Genomic DNA, 22,874 nt, shown 5'->3' with positions numbered 1-22,874 from the left:
GTTCTCTTTGTGTGCAAACCAATGGACAAGGGTTCAGGCGCGTCGCAGCGCCCTAGGGGCCAGTTATTAGTCCAACCCGCGCAATTTGGAGTTTAGGCACGATCCCAGGGTTCCGTGATTTTTTATAAAACAATCGGTGTGGTTGTCGAGCGTGGCAGCGATTTTTTTGTAAGACGCATGCCCTGTCTATGCTTTCCCACAGCCTCGCCTTGCCAGAGCGCGTCAGCGAGAGCCAGAATGCCGACATCTGCCCCGCCTGATGTAAGGAAGCCCGATGCCTGATCCTGTTGCTGCCAGCTTGCGTCTAGCGCCCGAAGCGCTGACTCGCCCTTTCTCCGCTGAACAGTTCAGCTTCTCGACCACCAATGATTTGGAGCCCTTTCGCGGTGTGCTTGGCCAGGAACGCGCAGTAGAAGCGTTGCAGTTCGGTGTGGCGATGCCACGCCCCGGTTACAACGTGTTTGTCATGGGCGAGCCCGGTACCGGCCGCTTTTCGTTCGTCAAACGCTACCTGAAAGCCGAAGGCAAACGCCTGCAGACCCCGGCGGACTGGGTCTACGTCAACAACTTTGATGAGCCGCGCGAACCGCGTGCCCTGGAATTGCCGGGCGGCGCTGCGGCGGCGTTCATTGCCGATATCAACGGCTTGGTCGACAACCTTGTCGCCACGTTCCCGGCGGTGTTCGAACACCCGACCTATCAACAGCGCAAAAGCGCCATCGACCGCGCCTTCAACCAGCGTTACGACAAGGCCTTGGACGTGATCGAGCGCCTGGCGCTGGAAAAAGACGTGGCGCTGTACCGCGACAGCTCCAACATCGCTTTCACGCCGATGCTCGACGGCAAGGCGCTGGACGAGGCCGAGTTCTCGCAACTGCCGGAAGTCGATCGCGAGCGTTTCCACACGGATATTTCCGAGCTGGAAGAACGCCTCAACGAAGAGCTGGCCAGCCTGCCGCAGTGGAAACGTGAGTCCAACAACCAACTGCGCCAATTCAACGAAGAAACCATCACCCTGGCCCTGCAACCTTTGCTGGCGCCCTTGTCGGAAAAATACGCAGAAAACGCAGGCGTTTGCGGTTACCTGCAAGCCATGCAGGTCTACCTGCTGAAAACCGTGGTCGAGCAATTGGTCGACGATGCCAAGACCGACGCCCAGGCGCGCAAGCTGCTCGAAGAGCAATATTGCCCAAGCCTGGTGGTGGGCCATTCGGTCAACGGCGGCGCGCCGGTGGTGTTTGAGCCGCACCCGACCTACGACAACCTGTTCGGCCGTATCGAATACAGCACCGACCAGGGCGCTCTCTACACCACCTATCGCCAGTTGCGCCCAGGTGCGTTGCACCGTGCCAATGGCGGTTTCCTGATCCTGGAAGCCGAAAAAATGCTCAGCGAGCCGTTTGTGTGGGACGCGCTCAAGCGTTCCTTGCAGTCGCGCAAGCTGAAGATGGAATCACCGCTGGGTGAGCTGGGCCGCTTGGCCACCGTGACCCTCAACCCGCAGATGATCCCATTGCAGGTCAAGGTCATCATCATTGGCTCGCGCCAGCTGTACTACGCGTTGCAGGACGCCGACCCGGACTTCCAGGAGATGTTCCGCGTGCTGGTGGACTTCGACGAAGACATCCCGATGGTCGACGAAAGCCTGGAACAGTTCGCCCAGTTGCTCAAAACCCGCACCTCGGAAGAAGGCATGGCGCCGCTGACCTCGGACGCGGTGGCGCGGTTGGCCACTTACAGCGCTCGGTTGGCAGAGCATCAGGGCCGTTTGTCGGCGCGCATTGGCGACTTGTTCCAACTGGTCAGCGAGGCGGACTTTATCCGCCACCTGGCGGGCGACGAGATGACCGATGCCGGCCATATCGAACGTGCGCTCAAGGCCAAGGCCACGCGCACCGGGCGTGTATCGGCGCGGATTCTCGACGACATGCTCGCCGGGGTTATCCTGATCGACACCGCCGGTGCGGCAGTGGGCAAGTGCAACGGGCTGACGGTGCTGGAAGTCGGTGATTCGGCGTTCGGCGTACCGGCGCGGATTTCCGCCACGGTGTACCCCGGCGGCAGCGGCATTGTCGACATCGAGCGCGAAGTTAACCTCGGCCAGCCGATCCACTCCAAGGGCGTGATGATCCTCACCGGTTACCTGGGCAGTCGTTATGCCCAGGAATTCCCGCTGGCGATCTCGGCGAGTATCGCGCTGGAGCAGTCCTACGGTTACGTGGACGGCGACAGTGCGTCTCTGGGCGAGGCGTGCACCTTGATTTCGGCCTTGTCGAAAACCCCGCTCAAACAGTGTTTTGCCATCACCGGCTCCATCAACCAGTTCGGTGAAGTGCAGGCCGTGGGCGGGGTGAACGAGAAGATCGAAGGCTTCTTCCGCCTCTGTGAAGCACGCGGCTTGACCGGCGAGCAGGGCGCAATCATCCCGCAGGCCAACGTGGCCACGCTGATGCTCGATGAGAAGGTGCTGCAAGCCGTGCGCGACGGGCAGTTCCATATCTATGCCGTGCGCCAGGCCGACGAGGCGCTGAGCCTGTTGGTGGGCGAGCCTGCCGGTGAACCGGACGAAGAAGGGCAATTCCCCGAAGGCACGGTGAATGCGCGCGTGGTTGAGCGGTTGCGTGCGATTGCCGAGATGATCAGCGAGGATGATTTGAAGGAGGCCGAGAGGGAGCTGGCGCAGCAGGCGCTGGCCGAAGCCAAGCCAACCTGATCTTTCGTCGCAGTGCAGTCAATGTGGGAGCGGGCTTGCTCGCGAAGGCGGTGTATCAGTCGACTTGTAAGTGGCTGATACACCGCCTTCGCGAGCAAGCCCGCTCCCACATTGGTTCAGTGGTGTGTTTGGGAATGGCGGGTAGCTCGTCACAAATTTGACTCCCATTTCAGGGACCAACGCCCGTTGGTCCCTACAACCTTGGTTTGCACCGGTTTTCTTCTATTCTCACTTCAAGGGATATCCACAGGAGTCGCAGGACAGAGACAGCCTCGCCGCGTGATTGGGGCTGAACACCGATCTACCGAGGGTCGCCGCCATGCCGCGCAGCCTTTGCCTTACCCGCCAATGCCTGGGCCTGGTCACCCGTATCGAATGTTCCATTCGCCCTCTCGCGGGGGAAAATGGAATGTGGACCTTGTTGTTTGCTGCCGGTATGACCGGCGAGCAGCCGTCCACCGTCAAGTCCCAAGGCCCGTTCCATGGGCCTTTTGTGGCAGAAACCATTCTGGAGTCGATTGTGCAAAGCCTGACCCTGCACGGCTATGCGCTGGCCGATGACCCGCAGATCTGGTGCCTGCACCTGCAGGCTCATCTGCGACAACTCAACGGCGGGCGCTCGCATCCGGCCAGCGATACTCACCATTGAGGGTTACTTGCCCTCGGGCTTATCCAGCTTGACCTCAAAACCGTATTGCACGGTATCGAGGTCAGTGCGCTGGTAGCTTTCCAGGCTGGTCGGCTGGCCGTAGAAGTAATGCACATCAAACAGCGCCGTGCCGTACTCCTCGGCGCGGTGGCTTACGCCGAGGATCTCCTTGAGGTACTTGCCCGTCGCGTCCTTGGCGTAGAAACGCCAGCTGTCGGCGGGGAATTCCTTTTGGTCGACGATCAGTGCGTTGTCCTTGAGCGACAGGCCTTTAGGCAGCTTGGTCGCATCCAGGGTATTTTTTTCGATGGTGGCCAAAAACAGCGGCACCGAGCCCACCACAAAGGCCGGGTTTTCCGGGAACAGGTTGAGGTCGTATGTGAGTGTGCCGCTGCCGGCGTTCAGCTCGAAAGCTTCGGTGGGCAGTTCAATCGGCTCGCCGCGCTCGCCTTTGTCGTCCGCCGTGAAGAAGGTGATAGGTGCATCGCTGTTGTTGCGATCAGCGCCGACCAGGTCGTCATTGAACGTAAACGGGTGGTCAAACACGATTTTTGCGGCGCTTGCGTCTTCGGTCGACTGGGTGATGGTCACGCTTTTTTTCAGCTGGTCCTCGGTCATGGCGGCGTCTTTAAGCCAACTGGCGGCGCTGTCGTCGTACACGGTGACCGGCATCGGCAGCGCTTGCACGCTGCTTTGCAGGCTGTTCTTGTCGAAACGCTGCACCGGCAGGTCGAGGTCTTTGCGGGTGAGGGTGGCTGTGGAGAAGTCCAGGACATCGACCTGCAGCGTGTCGATCAGGCCATTGAAATACACCTTGGCGTAATGGCTGTTCTGTTTGTGCTCGAAGGCTTTTTGCTCGTCGGTAAGTTGCTTTTCGAAGTCATCCGACCAGGCCTTCTGCTTTTGCATCTCGGCCAGTTGTTTCTCGTAGAACGCCACTTGCGCGGCATTTTCGTTGATCGAACCCGAGCGGGTCAGGTACTGCCCGGTGCTGTCGCGTGCCTGCACCAGCAAAGGGTTGGGCGATTCGTCACCGACTTCCGGCGCCAGCGGTGCGCTGTTGGTCAGTTCAATCTCGGCGTAGTTCTTCTCCAGCAACAGCAGGTTGAGGGTGACAGTGCCCTCGGTGCGTTTGTGGCCCACGTCTTTTTTCGACAGGTCGAAGGTCAGCACCTTGCCCGGCGCGACCACTTCAACCGAGCCTTTGAGGCTGACGGGTTGCGGCTGGCTCTTGTTGTCGGTCTCGATGCCTTCGATAAACGGGTAGGTGACGGTCAGGTCATCGGGGTTGGTCAGGTTGGAGCTGCTGGGGCTCAACTGGATACCCGGGTCGGTTTCCGACCATTCCGGCTGGAAGGGGATGACCTTGTTGTTGCTCAAGGTCACCGACTGCCATTCCAGGCCGTGGGGGAAGGGGAACTGGTCGGGGCTGTTGAAACTGAACGGGAATACTGGCTGCAAATCGGTCAGGTAGTCGGAGTGCGAGGCTTTGTGCAGCACGAACAGGCCATTGATGTAAGTGTCGACCAGCGCCTGGGGCGTGGGGTAGTGCGTGAGCAGGGCCAGGGTGTCTTCGCCGTATTCGGCTTCGACAGGCTTGTTGGCGAGCTTGACGCGCGCCCGTTCCAGCAACAGCAGGGAGCCGCCGAGGTCGGCGATGGCGTCTCTGAGTTTGGGGTCTTGAATGCTGTCCAGCGACTGTTCGAACTTCGCGGTTTTCTCTTCGAGGGTGGCCTGCTTCTGCTCTTCTTTCGGGGAGCAGCCGCCAGCCATCAGCAACACCGCACACAGGCCAAGGGTGGCCAAAGGGGATCGCACATCCGTCATCTGAATCTTCCTGTCCGACATCATCAAGCCGAGTGAGAGGACTCGACACTAGCAGAAAAATTCTCTTACAGATGCCGTACAGATCAGTTTTCTCGTGGTTCCAGCTGTTTGGAAGTGGCTGGTATACTCGCGGCCATTTTTAGCCTGGCTGTGTGAGATCTGATGGAACGCTTTATCGAAAATACGATGTACGCCTCGCGCTGGCTGTTGGCGCCGATTTACCTGGGGCTTTCGTTGGGTCTGCTGATCCTGGCGCTGAAGTTCTTCCAGGAAATCATCCACGTCCTGCCTGACATCTTCACCATGCTCGAATCGGAAGTGATCCTGTTGCTGTTGTCGTTGATCGACATGGCCCTGGTCGGCGGTTTGCTGGTGATGGTGATGATTTCCGGCTACGAGAACTTCGTCTCGCAGCTGGATATCGATGAGAACAAAGAGAAGCTCAATTGGCTGGGCACCATGGATTCTTCGTCGCTGAAGATGAAAGTGGCGGCTTCCATCGTGGCGATTTCGTCCATCCACCTGCTGCGGATCTTCATGGACGCCAAGAACGTCGATCCGCAGCATTTGATGTGGTACGTGATCATCCACATGACCTTCGTGGTCTCGGCGTTTGCCATGGGTTACCTGGACAAGCTCACCAAGCACTGATGTGCAGCGCCGGCCTTACTGCTCGACGAAGTAGTAAGGCTGGCGGTTGATCGCTATTTCCTTGATCACCGTCACTTTCTCGCTCAGTTGCTCAGTACGGTCCAGCAGTGCCACGTTGCCGGGTTTTGCTGTGAGGTAACTGCGCAGCTCGGCTTCGGTTTGCAGGATCGGCAAGTAGGCCTGCAGGTAGAACACACTGGCCCCGGCGATGCGTTCGTTGGGCTGGAACAGCACCACGTCTTTGCCTTGTGCCTGGTAGGCCTGTACCTGGCTGATCACCGGCACAAACGACTGGCGCACGTCGGCCTTGGGGGCAAACCAGAAGGCCGCCGCCAGGTAGCAGGCAATCGCCAGGGTGAAAACCCCGCCGATCACCCTGCGGTGGTAGCGATAAATCGACGGTTTATTGGCTTTAAGCCACTCCAGTAACACCCCGGCATATTCGGCTGCCAGTACGGCGGCAGCGGGCGTGAGTGCCATCAGGTACACCACACGTTTGCTCGACGCCAGGGTCAGCAGGGTGAACTGCGCCACCAGCCATACGCTGAAAAACAGACGGTAACGGTTACGCACCAGGCTTTTGCGAAAGTGCCACAGGCCCAGGTACACCAGGATGTTCCACGGCAGGAAAGCCTCGGGCAGCTTGGCGATGTAGTAATAGAACGGTTCGTAATGCCCGGCCTCGACGAAGGAGCCGTTGAAGCGCCCGACGCTGTTGGTCCACAGCACTTCCGCCACCGATTGCATACCGCCGCGCTGGAACAGGAAGCCCAGCCAGATCAATAGCGGCACCAGCGCCAGCAAGGTGAACAGCGCCGGCTTGAGCCAGTCGCCCAGGCGCAGGCGTTTATCCATCAGGCTGGTGCTGAGCAAATACACAAAAATCACAATGCCTGGCATCGCCAGGCCCAGCACGCCTTTGCTCAAGGTGGCGATGACCATGCCGACGGTAAACATCGCCCAGGCCCAACCGCTTGAGCCTTCGCGATCAGTGCGCACGGCCTGGTAGAACCCCAGCAGCGCGGTGGTCACGCCAAGGCTGAGCAACGAGTCCTCGCCCACGCCGCGCACATTGCCCCAGTAACTGGCCATGGTCGCCAGGATCAGCGCGGCGCAGAACGCCAGGGTTTGCGGCCGCCCGAACTTGCGCAGCATCGCGTAAAACAGCATCACACTGAACAACCCGGCAAACGCCGACGCCAGGCGCACGGCCCAGGTGGTGCCGCCAAACAGGCGAATCGCGCCAGCATCCAGCCACAGGCTCAGGGGTGGTTTTTCCAGAAAGGGCTCGCGGAACAGGCGCGGGATCACCCAGTCATTGTCCAAGTGCATGGCCATGGCGATCCCGGCGACGCGGGCTTCAGTGGAGCCTTGCAGCTCATGGCCGCCGAGGGCGAAGAAGAACAACAGACCAGCGAGAAGAAAGAGCAGCAGAGGAGCGGGACGCGTCATGGTTCTGGCTACCGAAGCAGGGGACCGCTCGGGGGAGCGGCCATGTTAATCGGTCAGTATAGGTAGCCGTTTCTTAACATTTCGTGAACGAATGTGGGGTTTTTGTAAGGCTCGCTCAGCCCCGTATTCAGGGCAGTTTCAAGCTGGGCAATGCCGCTTTGCCTGACTCGGTGAGTACCGGCTCCAATTGCGCCCAGGTGAAGCTCAATTCATTGTCGCAACCGTCGCCCGTGGCGCGTGTGGCGAGTTGCAAGCCTTGGGTGTTGAAGCTCAGGTCGAAGCTGTCGTAGCGGGTGATTGCCGGGCAGCCCTCGTCGGTGGTGGTTTGTTTGGCCAGCCAGGCGCTGAACTTGGCAGGCAACTTCACGTGCCCGGAGTAGACGTCATACCCTTGTTGTTGGCCACCGAGCCAGGTCCACGGGTCAACACGTTCGCCGGTTTGCAGGTTCCAGGAGTGCAGGCCCCAACTGATGCCCCGCGCGCCAGTGCCCGCCGCCCAGCGATAAAACTTTACCGTGATGAATTGCGACGACCAATACACAGGCTCGACGTCGATTTCGCTGGTGTAGCCCGAGCCGTTGCGCCCGAGGTACTCGCGGCGCTCCTGGAAGTAGTCCGCCTGCGCTTCATTGCTGACGGCCAGGGCGGCGAGTTGCTGGTTGATCTTCCGGATCGCCGGGCTGTCGCCCTCGAGCTTGATCGTGACCTGTGCGCCTTGGGCCTTGAGCAAATACGCGTGGTTTTCGAAGCTTTTTTTCTCGGTCTTCACCGGCAGCGGTGCGGCTTCCATGGGCGCGTTGTAGGCATCGCTGCCGCAGCCGTCGGTGCTGATGCGTTTCAAGGCCAGTGGCAGCGATTTGGCGCCTTTGGTTTTGCTCCAGCCGCCCGCGAGCGTATCGCCCTGGGGTTTGTCCAACTGCCAGAACCCGGTAGTGCCAGCCTCCACCCACGGCGCGTTGTCGCTGGCCTGGGTCAGTTGGATCGGCGTGAGAATGCGCTGGTAGTAGTAACTGCCCTGCTCGCCGTCGGCGCCATTGAAACAGGCGGTGATGGCGGATTTGCCCAGCGTGCCCTGCCACACGCCCGCAAGGTCGGCGGCGTTGGCGAGCAAGGGCGTGAAGGCGAGGGCGATGACGGCGAGGGGCTTGAGCACGGGTATCTGACTTCCGGTTGTCTGATAAAGGCCGTCAGGGTAATGGGAAGTGTGGGGGGATTCCATAGGGCGAGGCGTTGTGAGGCGACTCGCCCGTTTCCAAACGCTCAAGCCCTTATCGAATCTGCTTGCCCACATTAAACCGAAGCAACATCAGCGCCGCATCGCAGGCATCGCCGGCATAGTGGCTTTTGCTGAACGCCTGGGCATTCACCGTGGCCCCATCGAGCAGCATCATGATGTAGGTCGCGAGGGTTCTCGCGGTCTCGGGCGTGTGGTGGCGGGCTATCTCGTGTTCTACCAGCGCATGCAGTTTGTGCTTGTAGTCCAGGGCGATCTCGCGGATGTCGGAGTGCTCCGGGTATTCGGCCACCGCGCGGCCGAACAGGCAGCCGGCGAAGCTGGTGGAGCAGAACCACTGGCCACGCCAATCGAAGATCGAAATGATCTTTTCTTCCAGGCTGGGCTTTTCATCCATGCGCGTCTTCAATTGCTCGATCAGATGCGCCGAGCGTTGCGTCAAGACGGTTTTGACCAGGTCTTCCTTGCCGTTGAAATTACGGTACATCGTCATTCTGGCGACGCCCGATGCTTCGATGATCCAGTCGACGCCTACGGGGTGGAAACCGTGCTGGGAAAACAGGCCGGTAGCAGTGTCGACGACATGCTGCTTCTTCGATACGGACAACTCGGAACTCCAGGTTCAAGTAGTTGGGATGGGCGAAAACCGTAACATTATGATATAGACCAGTCTATCTCAGTCTCGATTCGGTGTTTCGCCCATATGTCGCAAAAACTCAGGTAAAGCTCACGGTATCCCCGCCGTCGACGGCCAGTACAGTGCCGCTGATCATCGGGTTGGTGGCCAGCAGCAGGGCCGCCGAGGCGATGTCTTCCGGCCGGGCGATGCGTTTGACAGGCAGTGATTGGCTGCGTTGGCGCATTTTCTGTACCAGTGCTTCGGGGTGCATGCCGGTGTCGACAAAACCCGGGGACAGCACGTTGACGCGCACCGGCGAGAGTTCGCTGGCCAGCCCACGGGCAAACCCTTCGATACCGGCGTTGACCGCGCTGATCAGTGCCGTCTGCGGCCCGGCGCGCTGGGCAAAACGCCCCGAGACCAGGGTCAGTGAGCCATCCTCGTCAAAAGGTGCGAGCCGGGCAATGTGGTACGCCGCCCAGAACTTGCTGTCGAAGATGCGCTGCGCATCCTCCAGCGCAACGCTGCGCACCGGCCCGAACGTCAGCGAGGCGGCGGTGACAATGATGTGCTTCCAGCGCGTGGGCCGGGCAAAAAAGCGCTCCAGTTCGGCCGGCTGCGTGACGTCCAGTGGCACGGTCGCAACCTCGGCGCCGATGTCGTGCGCTGCCTGGCTTAGCCGCGCGGCACTGCGCCCGGCCAGGGTGACCATGGCACCTTGCTGGTGGAACAGTTTGGCGATGGCAAAGCCGATACCGGCGGAGCCGCCGATGACCAGCACCTGGGTATTGCGCTCAAGCGTAGGCATGGCGGTCTTCCTCCTGTGGCAAAGGGTGTGTGAGCGGGTAATCGAAAATCAACATCTCGCACAACGCACGCAAGCGGGGGCGAAAGCCTGCGTGCAACGGGTGTTCTCGCCAGCTGGGGAGCACGGATTCGTCGGTAAAGGTGAGGATAAAACCCTGGTCGTAACCCAGCGAACGGTCGCCGCTGTCGGCAATCACCTCCACTGCGACCAGGCCGGGCACGCGGCCGGGAAAGCCGTGCAGTTCCTGCAGCAGCGTCGAGACCGCCGGGGCGTCGGGGCTTTTGAGTAAAACGATGCGCTTATACATGGACGTTCTCCCATTCGATCAAATTGCTCAGGCGCGGGCCGCTGTCGAACTCGCACACCACGGTATCGCCGTGGCTGAGGTGGATACCGGCGTCGGCACTGTTGCGATCGGCGCCCATATAGAGGTAGATCAGCGTGCCGGGCAGGCGCAGTGACGGGTGCTGCCACAGGGTGTCGAACAGGTCATCGGCGTCATAACACAGGCAGGAAAGGCCGGTGCTGAAACGCTGTTCCCAGTGCAGGTCGCCCGCGCGGTAGATGGAGGTGGTGCCCCTGATCAGGTCGGGCAGGGGCTGCCAATACAGCAGGTGGGAAATGGCGCTGGGCTGCAACTTGGCGTAGGCCAGGTAGTTGCGCTTGGATTTGGCCAGGGCGATATCGGTAAGGTCGTTGCCGAAGGTGTAGCCGATGTAGTCCGGGCGGCCGTTGTCGGCCACCAGAAACAGCGCCACCACTTCCGCCTCTTCACACGCCGACAGCGCGCCGCGACTCATGCGCAGCACATCGCCGCTGCGCTTGAGCGTGTCGGCAAAGCCCTTGATAAAAAAGGCCGGGCGCTCGTCGCTTTCCGGTGGCTGCGCGACTTTGCTCTGGTGGGTCAGGCCAAAGCCGCACACCACGCCCTGGCGCGGGTCGGGCGGCAGCAGGCATGGCAGCAGCTCGAAGCCCGCGAGGTCGGTAACCGTCAATGGCGCTGGCGAGTGTTCGCGCAGATACGCCAGTGGCCCACCGGGGAATTCGCGCGCCGGTGTGTCGCGCAACAACGCATACAGGTCGGTGACCGGGTAGAGGCTGTACTGCCCGGCGGCGCCGGGGCTGGTGACATAGCGCTGGCCGTCCCGCACGCATTCAAAAATGATCGACATGGGCAAGCTCCTAGAGGGTCTTGATTTCAAGCAGGGCGGGTTTGCCGTGGGTTTCCATATAGGCCAGGCAGTCGGCGATCTTTTCTTGAATCGCCGCCGGGGTGTCGGCGCTGCCGGGGCTATAGAGGTCGAAGGTTTTCGCCAGGGCGACAAAATCCACTTCGTTTTCAAGGAAGCTGGTGCCCAGGTTGGACAAGTCGCTGGGCCGCTGGCGCAGGTCGGCAATGCGTTCGGCGTGTTGCTTGGAATTGAGGTAGAGGCGGTTATTGATCACCAGCACCAGCAACGGAATGTCGTAGGCCGACAAGGTCCACAGGGCGCTCGGCGTATAGAGCAAATCGCCATCGGATTGCAGGTTCACGCTCAGCCGGCCCGTGCCCTTGTGGGCAACGGCCGCGCCGATGGCTGCACCCAGGCCATAACCCAGCCCGGCACCGCCGCTCATGCCGATGTACGCCTCGCTGCGATCGATCGGCCAGAGCTGGCGCACCAGCGTGTCGATGGTCACGCTGCCGGTGTTGGTGAGTACCCAACGCTGGTGCCCGATGGCTTCGTGGATAGCGATCAGCGCCTGGGCGATGGTCAGGCCATCGGCAGGTTGAGTGACCTGTGCAAGCAACGCTTGGCGGCGCACCTGCTTGTGCGCCGTAATACGCGCGATGCGCTCATTGACCAAGGCCTGTGCCGTGCTGTCGCGGCGTTCGGCGGATGCCTGCACCGCCTCGGCAATACGGGCGATGGAGGCGACCACGTTGGCGTGCAGGGCCAGGTCGGCGCACACCAGTTTCTGGCTGTCGGCCACCCAACTGCTGATGAGCAGGGAATGGGTGCCCAGGGTGGCGATGTACAAACCTGGGTGGGGTTTTTGCCCGGAGTTGGCCAGCAGGCCGTACAGGTCCTGGACTTCCAGGGCCAACAGAAAGTCGCATTCGCCCAGCAGGTGCGCATCATGGTCCTGGAACACCAGAGCGTGGGTGTTGGGCACGTTATAGCGGCCATTGCGTGAAATCACCGCAGCACCGGTGAGGCTGGCGATGCCCAGCAGCTGCTCGGCCTGCTGATCGTCGAGTGCGGCGTAGTCGATGGCGATGACGGGGTGCTGCGCGCTCATCAACTGGGTGACCAGTTCAGCCAGTTGCTGATCGTCCAGCGCCGGCAAGCGTTCCGGGCGCACCGGCCCGGCGGGCAGCGAGAGCCCGTCGGCCAGTGACTCTTCCTGAACCGCACTGTCGATGGCCACATAACACGGGGCATGGGGCTCGGCGGCACAGAGTTTGAGCGCGCGTTGCACCGACTCCAGGGTGGCGGCCTGGGACACTGGCATGTCGGTCCATTTGGTGTAGCCCGAGAGAATTTTATCGATGCTCTGGGACGTGTGGATCCAGTCGATCCACGGGCGACGCAGCGCCGCATCGATCGGGCCATTGCCGCCCAATACCAGCAAGGGCACGCGGTCGCACCAGGCGTTGAAGATGGCCATGCTCGCGTGCTGCAAGCCGATATTGGCATGCACCAATACCGCCATGTGCTTGCCGCTGGCCTTGTAATAACCGTGGGCCATGGCCACCGAGATTTCTTCATGGCAGCACATCAGGATGGCCGGCACGGCAGGGTCGGGGTGATGCACCAGTGAGTCATGAATGCCGCGAAATGACGCGCCGGGGTTGAAGCAGACGTACTCGATGCCCTGGTTGATCAACAGATCCACAAGCAAATCGGAAAAATACTTCATCGCGCACGCTCCATGTGGTGGGGCAAATAAGTGTGTTGGTCTGCGCCGAGGGCGCAACGGTAGGGCAGTACGTGGGCGGTCAGCCGCCCGCCAAGGCCCGGTTGCAGGTGGGCTGGCAAGTGAATGGCGTTGTGTTGCCGGTCTATCGCCGGCATGGGGTCGAGCAGGTGGTCGTCGAAGAAGCGGTCGTGCTGGCCGGCCTCCACGCCGATAAAACCGTCAAAGGCCGCCAGCAGTGCGCGGTGGGCGGCAATCAGCGGGCCGACTTCAGCGACCTGCACGCCCAGGTAAACCGGCAGGCCCCAGCGGCGGCATTGCTCGATCATTTTTGCGCTGCTGAGCAAGCCACCGCACTTGGCAATGCGCAGGTTCACCGCATCCAGCGCCTGGTGTTGCCAGGCGCGTTCCAGGCTCAAGGCCGAGGTGACCGACTCGTCGAGCATGATCGGCACGCCATGCTTGAGGCGCGCCTGGCGGTAATCCTCCAGGCTGCCACGCGGCAAGGGCTCCTCGAACAAGGCCACGCCGAGCTCGCGAAACTGCGCGGCGCTGCTGTGCAGTTGCGCGGGTGACCAGCTCATGTTCGGGTCGACATACAACACCAGGCTCGGCGCCAGCGCCTTGATGCTGCTCAGGCGCTGTTGATTGGCTTGGGCATCGCCGGCCAGTTTGAGCTTGAGCGAGCGCAACGGTTTGCGCTGTTCGAGGAACGCTTGCACCGGTTGCGACAGGTCGAGCACCTGGGTGATGTTGACCTGGGCGGGCAGGCTGCGGCGTGCCGTCGGCGCCGCCTCGGTGATGCGCAGCAGGTAGGCGGACAAGGGCAGGCCGGCCTGTTGCGCCAGGGTGTCGAGCAGCGCCATTTCCACCAGGCAGCGGGTATTGTTGCCCAGGCTTGCATCGGCTTCGCCGGGCAGGCCGTGCTCATAGAGCGCACGGCCTCGGTCGACCGGGTCGCCGCTGGCCAATGCTTTTGCCAGATGCGCGAAGTCAAGGCTGCGCAGTTGGGTCAGCACCGACTCGCAGTCTTCGCCGGTCACGTAGCGGCGCGGCGCGCATTCACCGATCCCGGTAAAGGCGCCGAGCGTCCAACTGAGCACCACACTGTCTGAGGTGAGGCGTCGGTGGGCGCCATGCACGAAAGGGTTGGCCATGGGCTGGCGCACGAGGTAGACCTCAGGCGGCGTCATAGGCGTAGCGTCCGTTGGCTTTGACGAAGTCGGCGGTGAACTGCACGACCTGCCCCATGGCTGGGGTAAAAAACAGGTAGTGCTTGTCCTGGTTCACCAGCAGGGTCGAGCCGTTGCGGCACAGGCGCTGGAAGTGGCCCACCGTGGCATTCACATCCACCAGCGGGTCTTTATTGGCGCAGATAAACAGGCTGGGCGCGTCGATAGGGCGGGCGTCGGCCGCCAGGTAAACCTTCTCCAGGGCCAGCAACTTCTTGCGTTCGCGATGCTCCAGGTGAGTGGTCGCCAGCGCGTCGTTACGGATAAATTCGACCAGGTGCGGGTTGGCGGTGAAGTCTTCGGCGTCGAGGCCCGAATCCCACAGGCTTTGCCGGTCGTCCAAGTCGATACTGGCGCGCTCCTGCTCACTCAAGCGGTCGTGCATCTTGCCCAGCCACGCCGAGCAGATCACCAGATTGTCATAGGGCAATTGCGCATAGGCGCTGCTTGCGATGGCGGCCAGCACCGACCCGCCCAGGCAGTGGCCGAACAGGCACAGGGGAATGTCGTCGGGTACTTCACGGCGGATGTGTTCGATGGCTGCCGCCGCATCTGCGTGCAGCGTGCGCACATCCGGGAAACCATGTTTCTGGCCGCTGCTGATGCCGCACCCTTCGCGGTCGAGGGCGTAAAACGCGATGCCCAGGTTGGCAAAGGCATTGCCCACCGCCCATAGCCAGCCGGCGTGGCTTTGCAGGCCATGAAAATACAGAATGGCCCCTTGCGGCCGCTGCGGGCGCCAGGCGTGCAGGGCCATGCGCCGATCTGCCTGAGCCAAGTGGTGAACTTCACGCGCAATGCTGTGTGCAAACAAGTGCATATTCATGAGTGCCTCTCAAGATCAGAATTGCTGGATGCCCAGCAGGGACAGGTCCGGTTGGAAGGGCTTGTATTTGATCTGCAGGGTTTTCCTCGCGGCCTTCTCGCGCTCGATGGCCATGGAGATCGCGTTGCCGGGCACCGTGATGACCTTGATTTGCCCCAGGCGCTTGCTGGAGCGCTTGGACTCGTACTCGATATTGATCGCCTGCAAGTGCCCGTCGAGCAGTTGGCTGAGGGACTGCGACTCGCCGCACGACGCGCCGCCGGCCTCGATGGCGACGGCGTAGTAAGGCGTTTCGTGCCAGACCGGGGCGCACAGGTACAGCCCGGCATTGGGAATGCCGCACATCTGCACGGCTTCGTGCAGTTGGGTCTCGGTGATTTTTTCGCCGGTAAAGGAGTGCATGACGCCGTTGCGGCGGCTGAAACTGATGCGCGGCACGCCACGGTAGTAGCCGTGCACACGGTAAATATCACCGGTGTACATGCGGACCATGCCGTTGCCCTGCCACATGACCAAGTGGTATTCGTCGCCTTCTTTGAGTTGGTCCAGGGCAACGGTTTCCGGTTGTGCCTGGTCGCGCACCAGTGCATCCATGTCCACCGACACAGGGATGAACTCGAAGAACGCCTGGTCCACCGCCAGTGGTTGGCTGTCCTGGTCAGCGTCCACCGGTAAGGTCACCACGCCTTCGGTACCGCACGACATGAAGGGCAGCACCTTGGCCTGCCCCATGATCCGCTCCAGCTGTGGCTTGTAGAGTTTGGCCGACGCCGCCGTCCAGCAACTGAAGCGCTCAAGCCCCGGCCATACATCGGTCAGCGACACCCCGTCAGCCGCGAGCACCGTCTCCAGCCGTCGCGCGGCGGCCGGGTCGGCCGCGCGCAAAAGGCTGCCGGTGTGGGCGCCGTCATGCAGGTCACGCAGCAGACGCTCGCGGTTTTCCAGCAGGCTGTGGTGCAAGGAAAGCAGGGTGCTGGGGTTGATCGCGGTAAGTAGCCTTACGTCTTCGCCCAAGGTCCACAACAGCCGGGCGTACATCTTTTGTTCATGGCTGGCATCTTGGGTCGGCGTGAACCAGGGGGCTTCATACCAGGGCGGGTTCCAGTCGCCGCTGCCGATTTGCGGGTGGCGATTGCTGATGGCCTGGTAGGGCAGGCCTTCCACGTATTCGTTACTCGGGTCACGCACGGTCTGGGTGTCCAGCGTGGCCCAGGGGTTGGCATGCAGCGCCGGGTAGTCATGGCCAAAAAAGCCCCACATGGCCTGGATGGCGGGCACCCGGTACTGGCGGATCCAGTGCAACGTGTAAGGAATGCGCTTGGACTGGCCGGTGGTGCCGCTGGTCTTGAGCCAGCGCACCACCGGGCTGCAGCTGAGTATCCCGCCTTTTTGCTGGCCTTCACGCACCAGGATTTCGCGGAACCCTTCGTAGGTCATGACCGGGATGTTGGTGCGGGTGATGCGGCCGTTGCAGTGGCTGACCTGAAAGCCGTTTTCCTTCCAGAACAGCGATTTCTGGCACACCGAAATGATGTCCTCAAGCACGTGTTCCTGTGCCCGGAGGGGTTTGTCGAGCCTTTCCAAATAGTTCGCTTGCGCTTGGGCGCATTCAGCTTTGAAGGTCGGCACCCTGCGTTCCCAATGGCCGATCCAAGAGTCCATCTTGCCCATGCGTTCGTCCTCGATCACGTGAAAGGAAAGAGAGACTGGTATGTCTCTGTTGTGAGTGTTTAGTCCCTCGAAATTTATGTGTCAATATGTTTCTTGTTATTGGATCCAATCATTTGGTTTGTATGACGAGATTAATAAAGTGCCGTTTTTCTTGACCAAATATTTGTTATTTAAAGGTTTTTAGTGCCGTTTCGGGATTGTTCTTTCAGCGTTGAGGCGAAAATTAAATTTTATTTATTGAAGTTTTGTGTTGACGGAGTAGCGATTTTTTGAAAATTATGTAGAACGATCAGTATCACAGGGAGGGCGATTCCATGGTTTCCAGGATCACATTGGGTACTCAAGGGCTGCGTGTCGGCCGCATCGGCCTTGGCTGCATGGGCATGAGCCAGTGGTATGGCGCGACGGATGACAACGAATCGGTGCGTACCCTGCACCGTGCGCTGGAGCTGGGCGTGGACTTCTTCGATTCGGCCGAGGCGTACGGGCCGTTTACCAACGAGCGGCTGTTGCAGCGCGCGTTTGCCGGTCGGCGTGAAGAGGTGGTGATCGCCACCAAGTTTGGTTTCCGCATCGTCGACGGCCAGATCGTTGGCGTCGACAGCTCGCAGAGCAATCTGCAAAAGGTCGTCGAGGCCTCCCTCAAACGGCTGGGCACGGACCACATCGATGTGCTGTATCAACACCGGCTCGACCCCACCATTCCCATCGAAGAGGTGGTAGGCGCGATGGGGCGCCTGGTTGATCAGGGCAAGGTCAAATACCTGGGCCTCTGTGAGGTGGGGACAAGCACGATCGAGCGCGCCCATAACACCCACCCGATATCCGTGGTCCAGGGCGAGTACTCGTTGTGGGAGCGCAATGTCGAGCAAGAGATCTTGCCGCTGCTGCACAACCTGGGGATCGGCTACGTCGCGTTCTGCCCCTTGGGCCGAGGGTTTTTGACCGGCAAGGCCGTCAGCGCCGCGAACTACGACGCCAATGATTTCCGCCAGCAGGACCCGCGCTTTCGCGAAGAAAACTTCGCGGCCAATACCTTTCTGACCGAGTCGATTCTGGCGTTGGCCGCCTCCTGGTCGATGACGCCTGCGCAACTGGCGCTGGCCTGGCTGCTGACGCGCAGCCCGCACCTGGCGGTGATCCCCGGCACCAAGCGTGTGGCCTACCTGGAAGAAAACGTCGCCGCCGACGACTGCGTGCTCAGCGCTGAACAGCTTCAGGCGATCGAGGCCTTGCTGGGGCAGTGGGCGGTTGCCGGTGAGCGCTACGAGCAGCGAATGATGCAGTTCATCGACCGATAGGCACTGCCAGGGAGGCCAGCCATGCAACCGCACCGCTTGCTCGACGAAACGGAACAGCGCTTTCACCAGAACTTTTTGCAACGTAACGGCAACACGCAGGTGACCTCGTTGCTGACGGTGCCTGGGTGTGTGGGCCCTGTGCAGGCCCGCAAAGCGTTCGCGCAATTGGTGGCGGAGTATCCGTTTCTGCACCAGAAGATTGTGCCTGTCGGTGATGACCGGTACGGGTTTGTGCCGGTCGATAATCACGTGCAGTCGTCGGTCAGCACGACGCCACCGTCGCGGCGTACCGACGTGTTGCTCAAGCTTGAATTGAACCGCTTGCTGGGGGATCAAGAGGGCTGGCGCGCGTTAGTGGTTGCCGATGCCGAGATCAACCAGACCCATATTCTGCTGACACGTAACCATGCGATCTCCGACGGTTACAGCACCGCCAGGCTGGTCAACAGCCTGGCCGGTTACCTCGGCGCGACGCCCGCGAGCCTCGATAGCCGGGTGTCGCAGGCGTTCCATATCCGCCTGAAGCATTGGCGCGGGTCACCCCTTGAGACGGGTAAAGCCAGCTACGCCGATTTTGTCCAGCTGCAGGTCAGCTGCCAGGCCGCAGAACGCCTGGATCAACTGCGCGCGGCGTCTGGTTTCACCACCAATGCGATTTGGGGCGGGGTGCTGGCGCACAGTTATCTGAGCTACGCGGATGTGCCGGCGTTCGACTTGTTCACCGCGTATTCACTGCGTGAACCCGCCAGCCATGGCCATCCGTTGACCAAGGCCTGCCTGATCGATGTGCGCAAAACCACCTTTGCTCGGCAAAACCCAGGCGTGCTCGGCTGTATTGAGCGCTATGCGCAGGCGGTCGCCGAGGGCCGGGCGCAACTGGGCGCACCCCCGACCAGTGCGGCCAACGACAGCCCGCGGCCCGCGCTGGCCTTTACCAATACCGGGCCGCTGGACCGCTTCTTGACTCACCCCGCGCCGGCTGTGCTCGGTTTCTCAACCCTGGTTAACCGCTCCGGCGGCAACTACGACTTCGTCCTGCACCTGGGCAGATTCAATGGCAACTGGCATGCGGCGCTGGCGTTCAGTTCGCTGAAAGTCGAGCGCGCTACGGCACTGGCGTTCAAGGCGCAGATCGAGGCGACCCTGGCGTCGCTGCCGGCTGCGCTCCACACCTCCTGAGGAATTGATAATGGATACTTCCAGTCATAAGAAGTTGACCCTGTTCGCCACCTGCCTTGGCTTTGTGGTGGTGCTGCTCGATGTGAGCGTGGTCAACGTGGCCCTTGAAAGCTTCAAGGCCGAGTTCGCCACCGACGTGCTGCAACTGCAATGGATCGTCAACGCCTACACGCTGTTGTTTGCCTCATTCCTGCTCACCGGTGGCGCGTTGGGTGACCGGTTTGGCCACAAGAAAATCTTCCTGTGGGGGTATGCGGTCTTTACCTTGGCCTCGCTCGGCTGCGGCCTGGCGGACACCTTGCCCGCGCTGATCGGCTTTCGCGCGCTGCAAGGCATCGGCGCGGCACTGTTGGTGCCCACTTCCCTGGCGCTGGTGCGAATTACCTTTGAGGTGCCCGCCGAACGCAGCAAGGCCATTGCCTTGTGGGCGGGCGTCGCCGGCATCGCGCTGGCGGCCGGCCCGGTGGTGGGCGGCTTGCTGATTGGGGTGTTCGGCTGGCGCAGCATCTTTTTCATCAACTTGCCCATTGGCCTGATCGGCATCGTGCTGTGCCTGATCAATGCGCCACGTATCCCGGCCAACCACAAAGGCGGTTTCGATGTGTGGGGGCAGTTGCTGGCGTTGTTTACCTTGGCCAACTTGACCTACGCGGTGATCGAGTTGGGCCGCCAGAACGGCGTCGACCTGCGCGTTGCGGTGCATGCCGTGTGCTTTGTCGGCGGCTTGCTCGGGTTTTTGTGGGTCGAGTCGCGCACGGCCCGGCCGATGGTGCCGCTCACGGTGTTCAACAACGCGGCGTTCAGCCTGGCCTCTATCCTGGGCGTGATCGTGAACTTCGTGTTCTACGGGCTGATTTTCGTGTTCAGCATCTTTTTACAGCAGGTCAATCACTACTCGGTGATCAATACCGGGCTGGCCTTTATCCCCATGACCGGGGTGCTGTTCTTCGGCAATCAGCTGGCTGCCCGCTGGCTGCCCAAGTTGGGTGAGCGGCGCCTGCTGGCGCTGGGCCTGGCCATCGCGTTGCTCGGCGTGGTGGCACTGACACCCTTCGTGGGGGGCGCGCCTTACGCCAACATCGCCGTGCAAATGTTTGTGATCGGCTTTGGTATTTCACTCACGGTGCCCACCCTGACCGCCACTGCCGTCAACCACGTCAGCAGCGATAAGTCCGGCGTGGCCTCGGCCATCGTCAATGCCTCGCGCCAAGTGGGTGGCCTGATCGGAGTGGCCATCTTCAGCCTGTTGATCAACGTGACCGATGCAGCCCAGTTCGGCCACGGGTTCGCCCAAGTTATCGCCTTGTCCTCGCTGCTGTTGGCCGCGGGCTGGGCGTTGACGCTCGTGTTGTTGCGCAAGCAACCCCTGGCCGCGCAATCGGCCGCCTGAAGCAGTGCTCAATAAACCCTGGAAGCAATGGAGATTGAACATGCAAGCAGTCATGAAGACCGAGGCAAATTCCGGCTACGCACCGCGCCAACTGGATTCCCAGCAAATCCTGGATTTTCGGGCCAATGGGTGGATGAAACTGGAAAATGTGATCAACGCCGAGACGGTGCAGATGTTGCTCCAGGAGGCCAAGACCCGCATGGGCGAGGTGGCGCGCACGGTCGATCGCAACGACCCGGGCAAGCAGATCGAGAATGCCTACCGCTGGTATGCGCGCTGGGATGAAGTCTCCAGCACCTGCCCGCAGATCAAGGCGCTCAGCCATTCGCCGCAGTTGGCCAGCATTGCTTCGCAGCTGGTGGGCGAGGAAGTGCGGTTCTATTCCGACCACGTGTTCGCCAAGAACCCCGAGTCCGAGGCGGGTGGCGACACCCCTTGGCACCAGGATTTTCCTCACCATCCGCTGGATCGGCAGGGCGCGTTGAATATCTGGATCGCCTTGGTCGACCTAACGCCGGAAATGGGCACCATGCAGTTTCTCAGCCGCAGCCATCGGGCGGGCATGCTGGGGCGTTACTTCAACCGCCGCGACAACGTGACCTTGCTCGACGAGCACCCTTGGGTGCTGGACGAGTTCGAGATGTCGCCGCCCATTGCGCTCAAGGCCGGCGATGCCACCGTGCACGACATGAACGTGATCCATGCGGCGCCCGCCAATAGCTCCAATGTGCCGCGCTGGGTGTATTCCACCCTGTGGCTGCCGGTGTCGGCGCGCTACACCGGCGCCTCGAACCATCGCACCGACCCGCTTGGGCTGACGCTCGACATGCCCATGGAGCACCCCAAGTTTCCCGTTATCCCGACCCGCTGACAGCCGTGTACTCCGGCCGGCACTTGCCGGTCGGCGTTCTATTACGAGAGGGGGAACCGAACATGCCACATGTCTATCTTGAGTACACCGCCGGGGTGGCTGACGAGGTTGATTTCAAACGTGCCTGCCAGCGTCTGCATCGAACACTGGTTGAGGTGTCGGGGTTGCGACTGGACCTGGTCAAAACCCGCCTGGTCAGCTACGACCACGCGTTCGTTGGCGATTGTGACGAGCGCCAGCATTTCATCCACCTCAACGTCTCCACGGTGACCGGCAAGGCCGGCGACGATGAGCAGCGACGCGCGATCAGCACAGCGCTGCTTGAGGTGATGGCCGATATCTTCGCGCCTGCGCTGCTGCGGCATAAGGTGGATCTTTCTGTGCAAGTCACCGAGGTTCCGGCCAGCGGCTATGTGCGCAAGCGATCGGCGACTTTGCTGCCGTGAGTGCTAAGTAAATAACCAATGCCGTTATTCACAAGATTGTTTTGTTGCAGTCAATTCGACGAAACGTTTTTTATAACCTTATGACGTAACAGTATTGGTCTTTGAGATTTTTGCGATGTACTAATCGCTGCGTAATCACGCCGGGATCCAAAGAGATCAAGCCGTTCTCATGCCAGGCTGTCACACCACTAGGAACGTAACCAGGACGGTGGCTCATGGATGATCAACAGATAACCGAAGAAATAAAAGAGTGGTTTACCAGCTGCCTGGGCTGTGCAGCCGGGCGACGCGAGTTCAGTAAAAATCGTTATATGTTGGCGATTGCGCGGACCACGCAAGAGGCCAGGGATAGTTTTGAGGCGTATGTACGCGCCCTTGAAGCTCGAGAAGTAGTGGCCTGCCTGATCATCTGCCCGACCACCCACCCCGAGCAGAGCCAATACAGCGTGGCCCAGGAAGTACGGCGCTTGTCGGCGCTGTTCAGCCCGCTCAGTGAGTTCTCTGCCGAAGCATTGGCGACCGGCCATGCGCTGAATAAGAAGCTCTACCTGACGTGCCCGGTGACCAATGCCAAGGTGTTATTCGAAGACTTTGATGCGGTAGCGTTTTGCCCACAATCCGATGATCTGAACGACGAACTTTATGACCCTTTGATGTCAGCACCGATTCCGGCGGTGAACTTCAACTCGGATGTTTATGCCTTTTCAATGTTCTGTCGCGACATGAGCGTGCAGAAGTTCAAACGCGAAGTCTATGAGTTGACCCCCGCAGAGCGCGGCCAACTCTACGAAGTAGTGTTACATGGTTGGCAACGTATTGCCGAAAAAACCTTGGGTAACTACATCGCCATGACCGATGTTCAAAAGTGCCCGGTGTACTTGCATGACAATAATCGGTACTGGTTCGCCAACCATCAGGACCCGGCGTTTGCCGAATCGGTAAAGGTCTTGTATCGGCACGACATGCCGTTGATCTACGTGCCGAAGATATTTTGTGAATGGGAACAATATTTCGCCAGCGGGCGTATCCCGGACTTCAGCGAAACAGCCACGCCTGGCAGCCAGCACCTGGATACAGCTGAAACGACTCTTGAGGCCATTTGAA

Annotated in this window: 20 protein-coding genes; 9 read left to right on the top strand and 11 right to left on the bottom strand. The window is 60.7% G+C overall.

What is annotated here, in order from left to right; all coding sequences use genetic code 11:
• Window positions 1-274: 274 nt before the first annotated feature.
• Complete coding sequence (locus tag PSH96_RS24910) at window positions 275-2,713, top strand: Lon protease family protein (RefSeq protein ID WP_305455826.1); 2,439 nt, start codon at window positions 275-277, stop codon at window positions 2,711-2,713.
• A gap of 319 nt (window positions 2,714-3,032) precedes the next feature.
• Window positions 3,033-3,362, top strand: coding sequence for a hypothetical protein (locus PSH96_RS24905; RefSeq protein ID WP_305455824.1), 330 nt, complete (start codon window positions 3,033-3,035; stop codon window positions 3,360-3,362).
• 3 nt (window positions 3,363-3,365) lie between these two features.
• On the opposite strand, the gene PSH96_RS24900 is transcribed toward PSH96_RS24905, so the two are convergent.
• Entirely contained in the window at window positions 3,366-5,189 is a 1,824-nt protein-coding gene (locus PSH96_RS24900) for a hypothetical protein (RefSeq protein ID WP_305455822.1), read from the bottom strand.
• Between the two features lie 162 nt (window positions 5,190-5,351).
• On the opposite strand from PSH96_RS24900, the gene PSH96_RS24895 reads away from it, so the two are divergent.
• On the top strand, window positions 5,352-5,840 hold the full coding sequence (locus PSH96_RS24895; RefSeq protein WP_305455820.1) for a TIGR00645 family protein: 489 nt from the start codon (window positions 5,352-5,354) through the stop codon (window positions 5,838-5,840).
• Between the two features lie 15 nt (window positions 5,841-5,855).
• Here the strand turns inward: PSH96_RS24895 and PSH96_RS24890 are convergent, their stop codons facing one another.
• From PSH96_RS24890 to PSH96_RS24845, 10 genes are all read right to left on the bottom strand, one after another.
• Window positions 5,856-7,292 (bottom strand): glycosyltransferase family 39 protein, encoded by a 1,437-nt coding sequence (locus tag PSH96_RS24890; protein ID WP_305455818.1) that lies wholly within the window; start codon window positions 7,290-7,292, stop codon window positions 5,856-5,858.
• A gap of 127 nt (window positions 7,293-7,419) precedes the next feature.
• A complete protein-coding gene (locus tag PSH96_RS24885) occupies window positions 7,420-8,445 on the bottom strand; it encodes a hypothetical protein (RefSeq protein ID WP_305455815.1) in 1,026 nt (341 codons plus the stop codon).
• A gap of 115 nt (window positions 8,446-8,560) precedes the next feature.
• A complete protein-coding gene (locus PSH96_RS24880) occupies window positions 8,561-9,133 on the bottom strand; it encodes a TetR/AcrR family transcriptional regulator (protein ID WP_056858245.1) in 573 nt (190 codons plus the stop codon).
• Between the two features lie 109 nt (window positions 9,134-9,242).
• Window positions 9,243-9,953 (bottom strand): SDR family oxidoreductase, encoded by a 711-nt coding sequence (locus PSH96_RS24875; RefSeq protein WP_305455813.1) that lies wholly within the window; start codon window positions 9,951-9,953, stop codon window positions 9,243-9,245.
• Window positions 9,940-10,260, bottom strand: coding sequence for a Dabb family protein (locus PSH96_RS24870; protein ID WP_305455811.1), 321 nt, complete (start codon window positions 10,258-10,260; stop codon window positions 9,940-9,942). Before PSH96_RS24870 ends, PSH96_RS24875 begins: the two co-directional genes overlap by 14 nt.
• Window positions 10,253-11,125, bottom strand: a complete 873-nt coding sequence (locus PSH96_RS24865) for a sugar transporter (RefSeq protein WP_305455809.1) — start codon at window positions 11,123-11,125, stop codon at window positions 10,253-10,255. Before PSH96_RS24865 ends, PSH96_RS24870 begins: the two co-directional genes overlap by 8 nt.
• A gap of 10 nt (window positions 11,126-11,135) precedes the next feature.
• Window positions 11,136-12,857, bottom strand: a complete 1,722-nt coding sequence (locus PSH96_RS24860; protein WP_305455807.1) for a thiamine pyrophosphate-binding protein — start codon at window positions 12,855-12,857, stop codon at window positions 11,136-11,138.
• Entirely contained in the window at window positions 12,854-14,047 is a 1,194-nt protein-coding gene (locus PSH96_RS24855) for an enolase C-terminal domain-like protein (protein ID WP_305455805.1), read from the bottom strand. Before PSH96_RS24855 ends, PSH96_RS24860 begins: the two co-directional genes overlap by 4 nt.
• Window positions 14,034-14,912 (bottom strand): alpha/beta hydrolase, encoded by an 879-nt coding sequence (locus PSH96_RS24850; RefSeq protein ID WP_305455803.1) that lies wholly within the window; start codon window positions 14,910-14,912, stop codon window positions 14,034-14,036. The genes PSH96_RS24855 and PSH96_RS24850 overlap by 14 nt, the downstream gene beginning before the upstream one ends.
• Before the next feature lie 15 nt (window positions 14,913-14,927).
• Complete coding sequence (locus PSH96_RS24845) at window positions 14,928-16,583, bottom strand: GH3 auxin-responsive promoter family protein (protein ID WP_305455802.1); 1,656 nt, start codon at window positions 16,581-16,583, stop codon at window positions 14,928-14,930.
• A 314-nt stretch (window positions 16,584-16,897) separates the two neighbouring features.
• Here PSH96_RS24845 and PSH96_RS24840 point away from each other — a divergent pair, with 314 nt between their 5' ends.
• From PSH96_RS24840 to PSH96_RS24815, 6 genes are all read left to right on the top strand, one after another.
• Complete coding sequence (locus PSH96_RS24840) at window positions 16,898-17,884, top strand: aldo/keto reductase (RefSeq protein WP_305455800.1); 987 nt, start codon at window positions 16,898-16,900, stop codon at window positions 17,882-17,884.
• A gap of 21 nt (window positions 17,885-17,905) precedes the next feature.
• Window positions 17,906-19,063, top strand: a complete 1,158-nt coding sequence (locus tag PSH96_RS24835) for a hypothetical protein (RefSeq protein ID WP_305455798.1) — start codon at window positions 17,906-17,908, stop codon at window positions 19,061-19,063.
• Window positions 19,064-19,073: 10 nt separating this feature from the next.
• Entirely contained in the window at window positions 19,074-20,453 is a 1,380-nt protein-coding gene (locus PSH96_RS24830) for an MFS transporter (protein ID WP_305455796.1), read from the top strand.
• Window positions 20,454-20,493: 40 nt separating this feature from the next.
• A complete protein-coding gene (locus PSH96_RS24825) occupies window positions 20,494-21,324 on the top strand; it encodes a phytanoyl-CoA dioxygenase family protein (protein ID WP_305455794.1) in 831 nt (276 codons plus the stop codon).
• Between the two features lie 62 nt (window positions 21,325-21,386).
• On the top strand, window positions 21,387-21,770 hold the full coding sequence (locus PSH96_RS24820; protein WP_305455793.1) for a hypothetical protein: 384 nt from the start codon (window positions 21,387-21,389) through the stop codon (window positions 21,768-21,770).
• A gap of 215 nt (window positions 21,771-21,985) precedes the next feature.
• Window positions 21,986-22,873 carry a hypothetical protein gene (locus PSH96_RS24815; protein ID WP_305455791.1) on the top strand — a complete coding sequence of 296 codons (888 nt, stop codon included), beginning with the start codon at window positions 21,986-21,988 and terminating at the stop codon, window positions 22,871-22,873.
• The last annotated feature ends 1 nt before the right edge of the window (window position 22,874 follow it).

Origin of the sequence: Pseudomonas sp. FP2338, assembly GCF_030687515.1 — a bacterium.
Taxonomy (GTDB): Bacteria; Pseudomonadota; Gammaproteobacteria; order Pseudomonadales; family Pseudomonadaceae; genus Aquipseudomonas; species Aquipseudomonas salomonii.
Note: the sequence above shows the minus strand (reverse complement) of the source record. Positions and strands in the feature narration are given on the sequence as shown.